The sequence below is a fragment of the Aquimonas sp. genome (assembly GCF_044377145.1).
In the GTDB taxonomy this organism is placed as follows: Bacteria; Pseudomonadota; Gammaproteobacteria; order Xanthomonadales; family Xanthomonadaceae; genus Aquimonas.
This window is the reverse complement of record NZ_JBILJQ010000017.1, coordinates 24,789-39,999: the sequence shown is the minus strand read 5'-3', so window position 1 is coordinate 39,999 and position 15,211 is coordinate 24,789. Positions and strand designations below refer to the sequence as shown.

Annotated in this window: 11 protein-coding genes; 3 read left to right on the top strand and 8 right to left on the bottom strand. The window is 67.6% G+C overall.

The window, feature by feature from the left end; all coding sequences use genetic code 11:
* Positions 1-192 precede the first annotated feature (192 nt).
* The 5 genes from ACIQ7H_RS07615 to ACIQ7H_RS07595 form a co-directional block, all read right to left on the bottom strand.
* Positions 193-1,053, bottom strand: a complete 861-nt coding sequence (locus tag ACIQ7H_RS07615; protein WP_395790025.1) for an aminotransferase class IV — start codon at positions 1,051-1,053, stop codon at positions 193-195.
* On the bottom strand, positions 1,044-1,280 hold the full coding sequence (locus ACIQ7H_RS07610) for an ACT domain-containing protein (protein ID WP_395790023.1): 237 nt from the start codon (positions 1,278-1,280) through the stop codon (positions 1,044-1,046). The genes ACIQ7H_RS07615 and ACIQ7H_RS07610 overlap by 10 nt, the downstream gene beginning before the upstream one ends.
* Complete coding sequence (gene ilvG, locus ACIQ7H_RS07605) at positions 1,264-3,024, bottom strand: acetolactate synthase 2 catalytic subunit (protein WP_395790021.1); 1,761 nt, start codon at positions 3,022-3,024, stop codon at positions 1,264-1,266. Before ilvG ends, ACIQ7H_RS07610 begins: the two co-directional genes overlap by 17 nt.
* Entirely contained in the window at positions 3,021-4,046 is a 1,026-nt protein-coding gene (gene ilvC, locus ACIQ7H_RS07600; RefSeq protein ID WP_395790019.1) for a ketol-acid reductoisomerase, read from the bottom strand. The genes ilvG and ilvC overlap by 4 nt, the downstream gene beginning before the upstream one ends.
* 62 nt (positions 4,047-4,108) lie before the next feature.
* The gene (locus tag ACIQ7H_RS07595; RefSeq protein WP_395790017.1) at positions 4,109-5,752 is read right to left on the bottom strand and encodes a dihydroxy-acid dehydratase; all 1,644 of its coding nucleotides are present in this window, start codon (positions 5,750-5,752) and stop codon (positions 4,109-4,111) included.
* Positions 5,753-6,283: 531 nt separating this feature from the next.
* Between ACIQ7H_RS07595 and ACIQ7H_RS07590 the strand changes: the two genes are divergently transcribed.
* Together ACIQ7H_RS07590 and ACIQ7H_RS07585 are read left to right on the top strand one after the other, a co-directional pair.
* Entirely contained in the window at positions 6,284-7,291 is a 1,008-nt protein-coding gene (locus ACIQ7H_RS07590; RefSeq protein WP_395790015.1) for a DUF2333 family protein, read from the top strand.
* A gap of 704 nt (positions 7,292-7,995) precedes the next feature.
* Positions 7,996-9,675, top strand: coding sequence for a hypothetical protein (locus tag ACIQ7H_RS07585; protein ID WP_395790014.1), 1,680 nt, complete (start codon positions 7,996-7,998; stop codon positions 9,673-9,675).
* Positions 9,676-10,001: 326 nt separating this feature from the next.
* Here the strand turns inward: ACIQ7H_RS07585 and ppa are convergent, their stop codons facing one another.
* The 3 genes from ppa to ACIQ7H_RS07570 form a co-directional block, all read right to left on the bottom strand.
* A complete protein-coding gene (gene ppa, locus ACIQ7H_RS07580; protein WP_395790013.1) occupies positions 10,002-10,550 on the bottom strand; it encodes an inorganic diphosphatase in 549 nt (182 codons plus the stop codon).
* Positions 10,551-10,993: 443 nt separating this feature from the next.
* Positions 10,994-12,514, bottom strand: coding sequence for a serine hydrolase domain-containing protein (locus tag ACIQ7H_RS07575; protein ID WP_395790011.1), 1,521 nt, complete (start codon positions 12,512-12,514; stop codon positions 10,994-10,996).
* A 94-nt stretch (positions 12,515-12,608) separates the two neighbouring features.
* Positions 12,609-13,607, bottom strand: coding sequence for a GlxA family transcriptional regulator (locus ACIQ7H_RS07570; protein WP_395790009.1), 999 nt, complete (start codon positions 13,605-13,607; stop codon positions 12,609-12,611).
* A gap of 193 nt (positions 13,608-13,800) precedes the next feature.
* On the opposite strand from ACIQ7H_RS07570, the gene ACIQ7H_RS07565 reads away from it, so the two are divergent.
* Positions 13,801-14,892, top strand: a complete 1,092-nt coding sequence (locus tag ACIQ7H_RS07565) for a helix-turn-helix domain-containing protein (protein ID WP_395790007.1) — start codon at positions 13,801-13,803, stop codon at positions 14,890-14,892.
* Positions 14,893-15,211: the final 319 nt, after the last annotated feature.

The window sequence follows — 15,211 nt, the reverse complement described above, 5'->3', positions numbered from 1 at the left end:
GGGTAGCCACAAACAGCCCTGATCAAACAGGTCGATGCCTGAACATCCTTGCGAGCGGTGATGCGCGGGCGATCCGATCCGTCGCTGGCCTGGTCCGGGGCAGATGCGTGCCCCGGTCCTGCTGTCGCGGCAGCGAAGATTTGCAGGAGAGCGTCGTCGTCGCCGTAGCCGCCTGCGCGACGCGCAGCTCGATCAGTACGGCGTCAGCCAGCCGCTGCGCGTCGCGTCCTGTCCGGTCACTACGCGCTGGTACAGGCGGCGCAGTTCCAATGACACCGGGTTGGCGCCAAGTTCGCGCGCATCCAGCCAGCCGACCTGGGCGATCTCGGCCGAGGTGCCGGTGAGGAAGATCTCGTCGGCGTCCTGCAGCTCCTGCAGCGACACCGGTCGCGACTCAGCCCCAGCCAGTTCGATCACGGTGGCGCGAGTGATGCCGGGCAGGGCGTCGGGGTGCTCGACCGCGATCACGCGACCGTCCTTCACCATGAACACGTTTTCACCGGTGCACTCGACCACCTGGCCGTCGACGTCGGTGAACAGGGCCTCGCCGAAGCCGCGCGAGGTGGCCTCTCGTTTGGCCAGGATCGAGTTGACGTAGGCGCCGCAGAGTTTCAGCGGCGGGATCGCCAGTCGCGTGTTGCGACGGAACGGGCTGTGGGTCAGGCGCACGCGCTCGCTGCCGAGATGCGGTTTCCACGGCATCGAGGCGACCAGGGCATCTTCGCCCAGAACTTCGACATCGAGCCCCAGGCCGCCGCGCGCATAGATCGACAAGGGGCGGATATAGGCATCGCGATGCTTGTTCGCGCGCAGAACAGCCAGGGTGGCGGCTTCGAACTCGGCGATCGAGAAGCGGATGCCGAGCGCCTCGCAGCCGAGTTGCATGCGATCCAGATGATCGCGCAGCCGGAACACCGCCGCGCCATCGGGGTTGGCGTAGGCGCGGATGCCTTCGAACACACCGGTGCCGTAGTGCAGGCCTTGCGCCAGCGGGTGGATGCCGGTGGAGGCGATATCGCGGATCTCGCCGTTGTACCAGATGCTCAGGGACATTCGATCACCTTGACCGCCAGGCAGTCGTAGAGTTTTTCCATCTGCTTGCACAGACCTTCGGCGGCGCGTTTGCCTTCGACGGTGAGGGCGAGATTCCAGGCGCTGCCGTCTTCGGAGCGCTGGCCTTCAATGGCCAGCGGCGTAAAGCCGCGGCGTTCGGCCGTGCCCAGCACGCGCAGCAGCGCGCCCTCGGCCGGTCGCAGGGTCAGGTCAAGCCGGAATCGCATTCGCTTCGGCCTCGTCCAGCATGGTCGCATTGCTGTGGTTGGGGGGCACCAGCGGCCAGACATTGGCGCGGGCGTCGATCAGCACGTGCAGCAGGGCCGGGCCGGGCGTGGCCAGCAGTTCGCGCAGCGCGGCTTCGGTGTCTTCGCGACGCTCCAGGCGCACGGCGGGGATGCCGAACACGCGGGCCAGCGCAGCGAAGTCGGGGTTGTCGGAGAGGTCGATCTCGCTGAAGTTCTTGGCGAAAAAGAGTTCTTGCCACTGCCGCACCATGCCCAGCGAGCTGTTGTCCAGCAGAATCATCTTGATCGGCAGCTTGCAGCGCGCGACCGTGGCCAGCTCCTGGATGTTCATCATGATGCTGCCGTCGCCGGAGACCAGCACGACAGGCCGATCCGGACAGCTGAACTGTGCGCCCATCGCCGCCGGCAGGCCAAAGCCCATGGTGCCGAGCGCGCCCGAGGTCAGGTGATTGCGCGGGTGGTGGAAACGCCAGTGCTGCGCCACCCACATCTGATGCTGACCAACATCGCAGGCGACGATGGTGTCGGGCGGGGCCAGTTCGGACATTCGCTTCAGCAGGGCCGGCGCGTACACGCCCTTGCCGGGTGCGTCGTAGCGCGGCGCACCGACGCTGCGCATCCGCTGGCAGCGCTGGTGCCAGTCTTCGCAGTTCGAACGTGCGCCGACCAGCCCACGCAGCGATTCACGCAGGTCGCCGTACAGCGGCACATCGGCGCGCCGCAGCTTGCTGATCTCGGCCGGGTCGGCGTCGAGATGGATCACCCGCGCGTTCGGCGCGAACTCGGCCAGCTTGCCGGTGGCGCGATCATCGAAGCGCGCACCAATGCAGATCAGCAGATCGCATTCCTGCACGGCGGTATTGGCCGCGCGGGTGCCGTGCATGCCAAGCATGCCGATCAGATAGGGATGGTCCGGCGGCAGGTTGCCCTGGCCGCGCAGGGTCTGCACGGTTGGCAGCTTCGCGGCGTCGACAAAGGCGCGGAACTCGGCCACCGCATCGGCCAGCACCACGCCCTGGCCGGAATAGACCACGGGCCGCTCAGCGCTGGCGATAGCCGCAATCGCCTCGACCAGCTGAGCGGCCGGCGGCGTCGGTAGCGGATCATGGATGGAGGCCGGCAGCGGCGCCAGATGGGTGGCCGCGGCGACCTGCACATCTTTCGGAAAGTCGATCAGCACCGGTCCCGGGCGACCGCTCTTGGCGATGCGAAAGGCTTCGCGAACGACATGCGGCAGGTCCTCGACCGAGCGCAGCAGAAAGCTGTGCTTCACGATCGGCAGGGTCATGCCGTAAACGTCGAGTTCCTGGAACGCGTCGGTGCCCATCAGGGTGGTCGGCACCTGTCCGGTCAGCACCACCATCGGCACCGAATCCAGAAAGGCGTCGGCAATGCCGGTGACCAGGTTGGACGCACCCGGCCCCGAGGTCGCCACGCACACGCCGACCCGGCCGGAGGCGCGGGCGAAACCATTCGCCGCCAGCGCCGCACCCTGCTCGTGGCGGGTCAGGATGTGGCGCATTGGCGAGCCGGTGAGGGCATCGTAGAAGGGCATGATCGCGCCGCCCGGATAGCCGAACAGCACCTCGGTGCCCTCGGCTTCCAGACAGCGAGCCATCAGTTCGGCGCCGTTCTTGGCCGGCTTGAAGCCGACGATTGGCGCAGCACTGGTCTGGGCCTGCGGCGCCTCGGCGCTCAGGCTGCGGGCGGCGCGGGCGTTCATGCGGCGGCGTCCTGCGGTTTGGCGGCGGGGGTTTCTGCGGCCTTGGGTGCGGCATTGAGCCAGGCCATTTCGGCGCGCAGGGTCTTGCCGATCTTCTCGATCGGGTGATCCAGATCAGCCTGCTTCAGGCGTTGGTACTCGGGGTTGCCGGCCTTGTACTCGGCGATCCACTGGCGCGCGAAGGTGCCGTCCTGGATCTCGGTCAGGATGTCCTTCATGCGCGCCTTGGTGTCGGCGTCGATCACGCGCGGGCCGCGGGTCAGGTCGCCGTACTGCGCGGTCTCGCTGATGAACTCGTGCATGCGGGTCAAGCCGCCGTCGTAGAGCAGATCAACGATCAGCTTCAGCTCGTGCAGGCACTCGTAGTAGGCGATCTCGGGCTGGTAGCCCGCTTCGACCAGGGTTTCCCAACCGGCGAGAACCAGTTTCGTCGCGCCGCCGCACAGCACCGCCTGCTCGCCGAACAGATCGGTTTCGGTCTCTTCCTTGAACGTGGTCTTGATCGCCTTGGCGCGCGCGCCGCCGACGCCGGCGCAATAGGCCAGCGCCAGCTGCTCGGCCTTGCCCGAACGGTCGGCATTGACGGCGTAGACGCAGGGCACGCCGCGGCCGATCTCGAACTCGCGACGCACCAGCGCGCCCGGGCCCTTGGGCGCGACCAGCACGACGTCGAGATCGTCGCGCGGGGTGATTTCGCCGTAGTGAACATTCAAGCCATGCGCGAACAGCAGGCAGGCGCCCTTCTGGATGTTCGGCTCGATGTGCTCGCGATACAGCTGCGGCTGCACCATGTCCGGGGTCAGCACGGCGATCAGGCCGGCCTCGCGGATAGCCTCGGCCGGCGACTTGACGGTGAAGCCGTCCGCTTTCGCCTTGGCCTCGGTCGGGCCGCCGGGGCGCAGGCCGATGATCACGTCGGCGCCGGAGTCGCGCAGGTTCATCGCATGGGCGCGGCCCTGGCTGCCGTAGCCGATGATGGCGACGCGGGGCAGGGTGGTGGCGGGATTGTTCGGCTGGCTCATCGTCATTTCCTTGGCGGCGGTGCGTAGTGGGGTGGGTGTGCGGAGGCGGGTGGTGCGGAGCGTCAGCCGGTGGTGATCGCCCCGCGCGAAGCGGAGCTGACCAGCCGGGCGTACTTGGCCAGCACGCCGGTCTCAACACGCGGGGCGATGCGGGCGGGGATGCGGCGCGACAGGTCGGCGGTGGTTTCGAGCACGCGGCGATCGACGTCGATGATCACGGTGTCGCCGTCGGCCAGCTGCGCGATCGGGCCGCCGCGCGCGGCTTCCGGGCTGGCGTGGCCGACCATGAAGCCGTGGGTGGCGCCGCTGAAACGGCCATCGGTGATCAGCGCGACTTCGTTGCCCAGACCTTGGCCGACGAGTGCTGCGGTCACCGCCAGCATCTCGCGCATGCCGGGGCCACCGGCCGGGCCTTCGAAACGGATCACCACGATGTCGCCGGCTTTGATCTCGCGCGCCTGCACGGCGGCAAAGGCCGCGTCCTCGGAGTCGAACACGCGCGCTGGGCCCTCGTGGCGACGACGGCCGTGGCCGGCCAGTTTGACGATGCAGCCCTCGGGCGCAAGGTTGCCGTAGAGGATCGAATAGCCGCCGGTGGGCTTGATCGGATTGCTCAGCGGCCGAACTGCGTCCTGGTCCGGATCGCCGGCGGGTGCGGCGTCGATCTCGGCGAAGAAGCTGCGGCCGCTGACGGTCGGCGCATCGGCCAGCAGGCCGGCGGCCTTCATCTCGCGGGCCACCAGCGCGGTGCCGCCCATCGTGTACAGCTCGGCGGCGGTGTAGCGGCCGCCGGGCTTGAGATCGGCGATCACCGGCACTTCGGAGGCAGCCTGGAACTCTTCCAGATCGAAGGCCACGCCGGCCTCGTGCGCGATCGCCAGCAGATGCAGGGCGGCATTGGTCGAGCCGGCGGTGGCCGAGACCGCGCGCGCGGCGTTGCGCAGGCTCTCAGCCGTGATGATCTCGCGCGGCAGCGGGCCCTGGTTCGCGAACAGGCGCATCACCTGTTCGCCGCAGGCCTCGGCTGCATCGCGCTTTTCCGGCGCGGGTGCGGGGATGTCGTTCAGGCCCATCGGCGACAGGCCGAGGAAGGTCATCACCATGGCCATGGTGTTGGCGGTGAACTGGCCGCCGCAGGCGCCAGCACCGGGGCAGGCGGCCTTCTCGACCTCGATCAGCTCGGCCTCGTCGATGCGCCCGGCCGAATGCGCACCGACCGCCTCGAACACGTCCTGGATGGTGATGGCCTTGTCCTTGCAGCGGCCGGGAAGAATCGTGCCGCCGTACAGGATCAGGCCGGGCAGATTGAGCCGGCCCAGCGCCATCGCCGCGGCGGGAATGGTCTTGTCGCAGCCGACCAGCAGCACCACGGCATCGAGGCAGTGGCCGCGCACCGCCAGCTCGATCGAATCGGCGATCACTTCGCGCGAGGGCAGCGAGGCGCGCATGCCTTCCGAACCCATGGCGATGCCGTCGGTGACCGCAATCGTGTTGAACTCGATCGGCGTGCCGCCGCCGCGCTTGACGCCGATGCCGACGTGCTGGGCCAGCTCGCGCAGATTGATGTTGCAGGGGCTGACGTCCGACCAGGTATGAACCACCGCCACCAGCGGCTTTGCGATCGCGGCGTCGTCCAGGCCTGTGGCGCGCAGCATGGCGCGGGCGGGGGCACGGGCGGGACCGGTCTTGATTGCGTCGCTCTGCACGGGGGGAGTCCTGGTGGCGGTGGAAGGGTGGGAGGCGGGCAAGAAAAAACCCCGCCTCGTTGCCGGGGCGGGGTTTGGGGTTCTTCGAGTCCGTGTTGCGCTTGTTTCGGACCGTAGCTACCTATCCCACACCGGCTGGCGAGGTAATAAGAAGTACGAGTACGAGCAGCGCGAGCCCGGCGGTCGCAGCCAGCTGGACACGGCGCAGATTCTGCGTCAGGCGGGCGGCTTGGATGCGGGCGGGGCGGCGATTCATGTTGCGGAGCAAAACACGCACAGTCCGAATCTGTCAACAGCTGATTTGGCATTAGGGTCACTTCAGTTTGCCGAGGGTGACCCATGCTGGACAGCCCAAGTGGCAGCGCACTGCCGCGCGGGCGGGCTTGCGCTCGATCGCTCCTGATTCCCGCCCGGCCAAGCGTTTGATCAGTTCGTCTTGCACCGCAACTCGAACGCTTTCTTGACGCCCTCGCGCCGTGACCAACACACTCGACCGAGCCCTGCATCAGACTGCATGGAAAGAATCAATCGATGGCTATCCAAGCTCCTCGTCGTCGCGTTTGGCTGTGGACCGCCATCGTGGCGCTCGCGCTGCCGCTGCTGCTGATCCTCGGCCTGATGTGGTGGTGGGACGCCGAGCCCGCACCGGTGGATGTGGTGGCCCACGGCAAGGCGCGGGCTGCCGAGCGCGGGCATTCGGTGGTGGTGGGCACCATCAGTACCGAGGCCCTGATCCTGGTGGCCGAAACCTTGCTCGACAAGCGCGGCGGCTATCTCAGCAACGACAAGTTGCCGCCCGGCGTGCTGATGGACAACGTGCCCAACTGGGAATTCGGCGCGCTGGTGCAGACCCGCGATTTCGCCAAGGCCTTCCGCAACGAGTTCAGCCGCTCGCAAACCCAGAGCACCGAAGATCCCGACCTCGCCGAAGCCGATCCGCTGTTCTCCTCGCCCAGCGACCGCTGGCTGTTGCCCTCGTCAGAGGGCCAGTACCGCAAGGCGATCGGGCATGTCGAGGAATACCTGGGCCGGCTGTCGGATTCGGATCAATCCGGCGCACAGTTCTACGCCCGCGCCGACAACCTCGCCGACTGGCTCGCCGTGGTCGAGAAACGCCTGGGTTCGCTGTCGCAGCGGCTGTCGGCCAGCGTCGGCCAGATCCGCATCGATACCGACCTCGCGGGCGATTCGGAAGCACGCCAGTCAACCCCGGGCCTGAGCCCGCGCATGGTTGAAACGCCGTGGAACGAACTCGATGACGTGTTCTACGAGGCGCGCGGCACGACCTGGGCGCTGCTGCATTTCCTGCGTGCGGTCGAACACGATTTCGAGCAGGTGCTGCGCGACAAGAATGCCCTGATCAGCCTGCGCCAGATCATTCGCGAGCTGGAGGAGAGCCAGCATTCGCTCGGTAGCCCGATGGTATTGAACGGCTCGCCGTTCGGATTCTTCGCCAATCACTCGCTGGTGATGGCGAACTATGTGTCCCGCGCCAATGCCGCGGTGATCGATTTGCGCAAACTGCTGGAGCGCGGCTGAGCCATGCGGTAGGCCTTGCTGGCCGCGCGGTGCTGGCTGAGCCTGGCGCAGCAGCAGGTATGGGCGCAGTAGCTGCTGGTTGAGCGGTTGGCCGAAGCGCTGGCACCGGCGCCGCTGTCCGCGACAGCCCGCGAAGGCTGGCAAGGCTGGGCCTGGATCCGTCATCGGCTCGCTGCGCCGGCCGGTGGCTGGAATTGCCGCCCGCTGGCGGTACTGATCATCGGCCGCGTTACTCCACCGACGCGCTGCCCGAGCGGCCGACGAAGGGCATCCTATTGGCGGAGCAGCCGCTGGCAACCGGAGTGCCTTGGCTGATCGAGGGACCGCGAGGCACGCATCGAGCCGGGGCTCGAGCGCGTGGCGACCAAGGACAGCGCCGGCCTCGTGGATATCCAAGGATTTGCTGCAGCGAGCAGCCACACGCACACTTTTTAGACCCGAATGTGGGTCGACTGTACCTGCGAAGGATAGTTATGAGCACTTCGTTCACCCTCCGTCCGACGCAGTCCGGCTCGCCTGCCGCGATGTTCACATCGATCACTGAACCAGGCGCCCGCACAGCGGCAATGTGGACCACTCGAAGCGGAGGACGCGGGCGTGCCTGGGCGCTGTGGGCGGTTCTGCTCGCCCCGTCAGCGTGGGCGGGCGACCTTCCGCTGGGAGCGCTTGCCCTTGACGGCCCGGCGACGCCCGAACAACTGGCCTTGATCCTGCCCATCACGGGCGCTCTGCCGCAGGGCGCCTCGGCGAGCGTGCGCTACCGCGCTGCGGGCTCCGTTGAATGGCGCATCGCTCATCCGCTGCATCGCATCCGCCCGACCTTCGCCGAGGTGCCGGCGGCGGGCAGCGTGCCCGACGCATTCGCCTGGCCGATCATAGATCTCGCTCCGGGCACCAGCTACGACGTCGAGGTGACGATCGCCAGCGAAGCGTCGAGCGCGCTGCGCTCGGGCACGTTCTCGACCCGCCCGCTGCCGGGGGCCGCGGGAGCCGCCAACAAACGCATCGCCGCCGGATCAAGCCTCGCCGTGATCCAGACCGCCATGAATGCACTCGTCGCCGGTGACGTCATCGAGTTCGATCCGGGCAGCTATCCGCTTTCGGGGCATCTGCAACTCACTCGCAGCGGCACCACCGCGCAGCCGATCGTGATCCGCGGCGCCAGCCGCGACGGTGTGAGGCTGGAGCGCAGCCAGCCGGGCCTCGTGTTTCAAGTCCTCGGCGCCAACCACCTGGTGATCGAGAACCTGACCCTGCAGGGCACGGGCGTGGATTCCGGCACCGCGGCAAGCTCGGTCGGCATCGAGTTCTGGAACGGCGCGCCGAACCAGACCGGCATCACTGTTCGCAACACCACGATCCGCGGGGTGGACGTCGGCATCAAGGCCTACGCGCCGCTTCGCGAGTTTCTTGCGTACGACAACACCCTGGTCGGCAACAACACCTGGACCGAGTCGCTGATCACCACCAATGCCACCTGGAACGACGATGGAATCTGCGTGCCGGGCTTTGGCAACGCGGTGTTCAACAACACCTTGCGCGGCTTCGGCGACAGTCTTGCCTACACCGTGAGTGGCGCGCAGGCGGTGGGCGTGCACTTCTACCGGAACGAGATCATCAGCACGGGCGACGATGCCCTCGAAGGCGACTACGCGCATCGCAACCTCAGCTTCTACGACAACCGTGTCACCAACTCGGGGACCCTGGTTTCCCTCGACCCTGTGTACGGCGGGCCGTTTCTGGCAGCCCGCAACATCGCGATCAACACCCAGCGCAGCCCCTTCAAATTCAACAGCACCAACACCGGCCATTTTCTGTACAGCAACACAATCATCCGGACGACCGGCAGCGGCAGTCATGTCAACTGGGGCTGGGTGCAGTTCAACAACGGCGCCCAGCGCGCCTGGGGTTACCGCAACAACGTGATGATCTATCGGGGAACCGGCGATCTGTTCGCATTCGAGTCAGGCGGCAATGACCCGGTCGATTTCAGCTACAACGCCTGGTTTCCCGACCGTGCCGTCTGGTGGACGCGATCCGGCGGCAGCTTTGCCAATCTCGCGGCTGCGCGCAGTGGCCTGCCGAACGTCACCCCGGTGTTCACAAGCACGCCTCGACGCCATGAGCAGGACCACATCACCACGGTGGATCCCTGGGTCACTCCGGTCGTGCTCGGCACCAGCTTTTCGCTTGAAGTCACTGCCGCTCACCTGCCGACTCCCGCGGTCGGCAGCAGCCTGAAGAACTCTGGCGTCGCCATCGCCAACATCACCGATGGCTACAGCGGTGCAGCGCCCGATCGCGGCGCGGTCATCGAAGGCCGCGCCCAGGTTGTCTTCGGCGACCGTTCGGGGAACTCGGTTTTCGCGAACGGCTTCGAATAGCTCGCCGGCCGTGGGACCGAGAGATCGACAGTGCGGTGCTGACTCCGTCTCAAGCGCGCCCTGCTCCCGATCAGTGGCGTCAACGCAGGCCAGTGCGCCGGCTTACTCGAAGCCGCCACCGACGCATTGACCGGTGCTGTCCAATCGGCGGGCCGCGCTGTGCAGTGCGCAGCACACTGGCGTCGCCAGCGCGGAACTGCTGCCGCGGCTTGATCAGGCCCTGTATCGGGCCAAGAACAGCGGCCGCAAGCGGGCGGCTGCGGCCGACTGAAGTGCGATCTGCGACTTGGCGGGCGCCGAGCAGCTGTGACACGGATGGGTCGGTTTCAGAACTTCGGCTTGTCGTCGCTGGCGTTGTAGCGTGCGACCGACTCCATCAGGATTTCCTTGGCGGTCTTGGCATCGCCCCAGCCGTCCAGCTTGACCCACTTGCCCTTCTCCAGGTCCTTGTAGTGCTCGAAGAAGTGGCCGATGCGCTCCAGCCAGTGGCCCGAGACCTGGGAAATGTCCTGGATATGGGTGTAGCCGGCAAACACCTTGTCGACCGGTACCGCCAGCAGCTTCTCGTCGCTGCCGGCCTCGTCGGTCATCTTCAGCACGCCCACCGGACGGCAGCGGATCACCGCGCCGGGGATCAGCGGCAGCGGCAGGATCACCAGCACGTCGGCCGGGTCGCCGTCGCCGCACAGGGTGTGCGGCACATAGCCGTAGTTGCAGGGATAGCGCATCGGCGTCGAAAGAATGCGGTCGACGAAGATCGCGCCGGTGTCCTTATCGACCTCGTACTTGACCGGTTCGGCGTCCTTGGGGATTTCGATGACGACATTGATCTCGTTCGGCAGATCACGGCCGGAGGCAACAAGTTCGAGGCCCATGGAATGGCTCCTGCGGGGTTGGGAAGGAAAGTCGGAGGCGGGGGGCAGCAGGCGCGCACCCGAATCGACGCGCTGCCGTAGCCCGATCGGCCCCGGATCAAGCAGGCCGCCCGCGCGGCGCGAAGGATACGGGATCGGCTGCTGCGGCGCACCACGGCCTTGGTGGAGATGGCTGTCGGTTCGACCCGCTCCAGCGCAGACCGCGGGCCCGAGCCAGCATCCACATGGCGTTGTGCCTCGCGAGGAGATCAGCCGTGCGCTGTGCGCGCGGGTTGCGCGACGGTTCACCGCACCGTTCCGCCACATCGGCCCGCTGCAACGCGCCCTGTGAGCAGGCGACGAATCGCTACAAGACCCATCACCGCCGCACCCGCACATTGCGACCGGTGAACCCGCCCGTCGACGCGTCCGCTGGTCCGCTCTGCGGTCGAATGCACATGCGCTCAGCGTTCCTCGGCGACCCCGGTTGACTCTGCCGCAACCCGTCGCACCGTCAGCGCGAACGGCAGCAGCACGCGCAGCCGCTCCGGCCCCTCGTAGGCCACCAGGGCGCCTTCGAGGACGTCGTCATCGCGCAGGCTCAGCTTCAGCAGCAGCGCGGCCGCGCCCTCTGGCGTGTCGGCCGATCGCCAGGGCCCCTGCACGGCGCTGACCAGCGAGTTCTCCCTGACGATTGCCTGGAAGGTCCGAGCGGTGGGCGCGGTCTCGCCTTCGACGCCGGACAGGTACTCGAACCGGCTCTCGCCTTCGGGATCGATCTGCAGGCGAACGCTGCGCGCCTCTCCATCGACCGTGACCGTGCCGGCCCAGTCGCCGCGGAAGCGTGTCGGTGTGCTCAAGGCGGCGAAGCCGGCGAGCGGGTCCAAGCCCAGTGCAGGCGCTTCGGGCCAGGCTGTGCGCAGCAGGCGTTCGGCCAGTGCATGCACGAAGGGCTGGGCGTCGCTGCGGTTGACCAGCACGGTGAGCACCAGGCCCTGCTCGGGATAGAGCGCAAGCAGGGTGCTCGCGCCGGGCATGCCGCCTTCGTGCCAGATCTGCTGGGGTGCGGCGACCGGGCCGCGCACGTACCAGCCCTGGCCGTACCAGGCCTCGCCATACAGCGGGTGCGCGGCGCCGTCGCTGTCGGGGCTACGCATGGCCATCACCTGCGCTGCTGGCAGCAGCGCGAGCATCGCCTCGAAGCGCGAAGGGTCCAGATGGAAGGCGCCGAAGCGCAGCAGGTCGTCGACGCTCGCGAACACGTTGCCCGCGCCCGGTGTGTCGTTCCACAGCGGGCCGATCGGTGTCAGCGACGCGTCGTAGGCGACCGCGCCCGCATGGGCTTGCGTGCCGGCCACAAACGCATCGCGCATCGCCAATGGAGCGAACACCGCACGCTGCAGGTAGCGCTCGAAGGAGACGCCGCTGCGCGCGCTGATGGCATCGCCGATCAGGCCGTAGCCGAGGTTCGAATACTCGGCGATCCGGCCCGGCGTCTGCACGGTGCGCAGGTAAGGCCGCTGCGCGATCGATACCCGGGCCGCGGCTGCATCGATCGCATCGCCGTAGTGGATCTGCGCATACGTGCCCAAGCCCGCGGTGTGGTGCAGCAGCCGCGCGAGGGTGACGCCCTGCAGTGGATCGGCCTGCCCGTGTTCCGGCGCCAGCGCAGGCAGCAGCTCCTGGATCGGTGCGTCCAGCGACAGGCCGGAGGCGTGCTGCAGCACGCGCAGCGCGGTCGCGGTGATCGGTTTGCTCAAGGACGCCAGCGCATAGGGTGTCTGCAGGCTCGCCGCGATCTTGCGCTCACGATCGGCGTTGCCGACCGCGGCGGCATGCAGCACTACGCCATCGCGGGCGATGGCATAGGCCGCGGATGGGATCTCTCCCGTCTCCACCGCCGCGCGCGCAAACGCATCGGCCACGGTGAACTCAGACGGGCGGTGATCGCTCGCGTCCGCTGCTGCGGCGAGACCGGTGGCCATCGACAGCAGCAACAGCAAAGCGCGAACGCGTGTAGCGCCAGCGCTTGTTAGGCCAGATCTGGCAGAGCGTGCAGCGGGAGCCATGTCGACAGCCTCAGGGTGTGGGTCGGGATTGAAACTGTGCGCGGTACTGCAGCGGCGCGATGCCGTAGTGGCGCTCGAAAGCGCGTCGAAACACATCGGCGCTGAGGTAACCCACGCTGAGGGCGATGCGCTCGATGCCTAGGTTGCTCGCGATCAGCCGCTGCCCGGCCTCTTCCACTCGCAGCCGCTCGACATAGGCCGCCGGCGACAGCGCGAAGTGGCGCATGAACAGGCGTGAGAGCTGACGCTCGCTGCAGTGGCAGCGAGCGGCCAGCGCCGCCACCGACAGCTCGCCGTCGAGATGGTCGAGGATCCACGCGGTCAGACGGCTCAGCCGCACATCCTCCACGCCCTGCGAGGCCAGGCGCTCGCAGTACTGGCGCTGGCCGCCCGGCCGCTTGAGATGCACTACCAGTTCGCGCGCCACCGCCAGCGCGCAGTCGCTGCCGTGGTCCTGTTCCACCAGCGAAAGGCAGAGGTCGATGCCGGCAGTCACTCCAGCGGAGGTGTACAGCGCACCTTGGCGCAGGTAGAGCGCATCGATCACCAGGCCAATCGCCGGGTAGCGCGCGGCGAAGGCTGCGGCATGCTTCCAGTGGGTGGTCGCCTGCAGGCCATCGAGCAATCCGGCTTCGGCCAGCGCATAGGCGCCGGTACAGATCGAGGCCAGACGTCGCACGCCCGCATGGTGCTGCTTCAGCCACGCCGCAGCGCGCGCAAGCCGCGCGGGTTCGCGCAGGCCCTTGCCGCCCGGCACGATCACGGTGTCGGCTGGTGCCGGGTTCTCCAGCAGCGCGTCCGCCACCAAGCGCAGACCGTTCTCCGCCGTAAAGCACGGGCCATCGAGGCTCATCACCCGCAGGGCATAGCCACCACGCGCCCGCGGGCGCCGCTCGCGCAGCCACTCGTTCGCCGTCGCGAACACTTCCGCGGGCCCGATCAGATCCAGCGCGGTCAGCCCGTCGTAACCGAGGAGAACGATCTGGCGGGTGCGATCGGAAGGCTTCATGTCCGCAGTCTGCGCCGGGCGAGGCAGGTCCGAAAGACAAGGAAGCGATGATTCCAGCCACTTAGGGTTGCCGTGCCCGGTCGGCGCCCGGACTTCTACTTGCGCGGCTTTCATGCGCTCTCCAGACTGAAAGCGTGTCAGCCGCCGTGGATGGGGCGCCGGGATTGACGCGGATACGGAGTCTGGCCATCGGATGGAAACACTGTTGCTGCTCGGCGTGATCCAGGGGGCGATCACCGGCACAGGGCTGCTGATCCATGCGGGTCGTCGAAACGGATCGCACTGGCTGGCGCTCGGCGTGCTCGCGCTGTCCCTGACCCTGCTGCGCCTGTGGACGCACGCGGGCGGGCTGGAAGCGGATCCGCTGTTGCGGCGCCTGCCGCTCAGCTTCGACCTGGCGATCTTCCCTCTGTTCTATCTGTACGCGTTGAGCCTGACGGCGGCCTCGCCCGCGTCCATCCGGCGTGCCGGGCTATGGCTGCTGCCGTGGGCCGTGTTCATGGGCTACTCGGTGCTCGTCTATCTCGCGGGGTTCGGCGAGCCGAGCCTGCAGCGTCTGGATGCGCTCGCCGAGCAGTGGCAGTACCCGTGGTTCAAGCGCATCGAGGACTACCTCACGATCGCGCTCAACACGCTGCTGGCGGGCCTGATCTGGGCGCGAATTCGCCGCTACCACGCCCGCATCTCGACCTGGGTGCCGCAGCGTTTCGCTGACCTGCTGCTGCTGCTCAAGCGCTGGATGGCGCTGGCGCTGGTCACGGCGATCGTCAATCTGGTGGCATTCGCCGCCCACCACGGCTTCGGGTTCGACGACCGCAGCGTGTTTAGCCATGCAGCCCAGGTGCTCTACGTCGTGCTCGTCTATGTGGTCGGGATCCTCGGCTTCCGGCTGCATGCCCTGCCGCAGTTTCCCGAGCCTGTGCCGCCGCCCGCTCTACCGGATTCGAAAGTCGCAGAGGCCTATCAGAAGCTGCAGACGCTGATGCAGTCCGAGCAGCTGTGGGCCGAGCCCGATCTGAACCTCAATGACGTGGCGCAGCGCCTGGGCCTGACCGCAGTGGAAACCTCGCGCGTCATCAAGGAGGGCTCCGGCGGGCATTTCCGCAACTACGTCAACGCGTTCCGCATCGATGCGGTGAAGCGGAAGCTGCGCGACCCCGCGTACCGCAGCGTCTCCGTGCTGGCGATCTCGCTGGAGAGTGGCTTCAATTCGGAGTCGAGCTTCTATCGGGTCTTCAAGGCCTCGACCGGCCTGTCGCCCACCGAGTTTCGGCAGCAGGGCTGAGAGCATGTCAAAACCCTCCGCCGACTGCGGCCGCCTTTGGACGCCCGTGGCGGCAGCGCGCGGCCGCGTCTGGGTCCTTCACCGGCTCTGACCGCCAGCCCTCCCATTTTCGGTGGGAGCATCCATTTCGCAGGCAGGAGGCGCGTGCCGCGGCCGCAACCGGAGTCTGGGCCCCCGTCCATACCCAAGCTCATGCCATGACATCCGGACCGCCCCGCTTCCGTTTCGCCACCCTCCTGCTGTCGGCGGCCGTACTGTTCTTCGCGCTCGGCTGCGCGTCGAGCACGCGGGGACCGGGACTCGGCGACCTCCCGCGGTC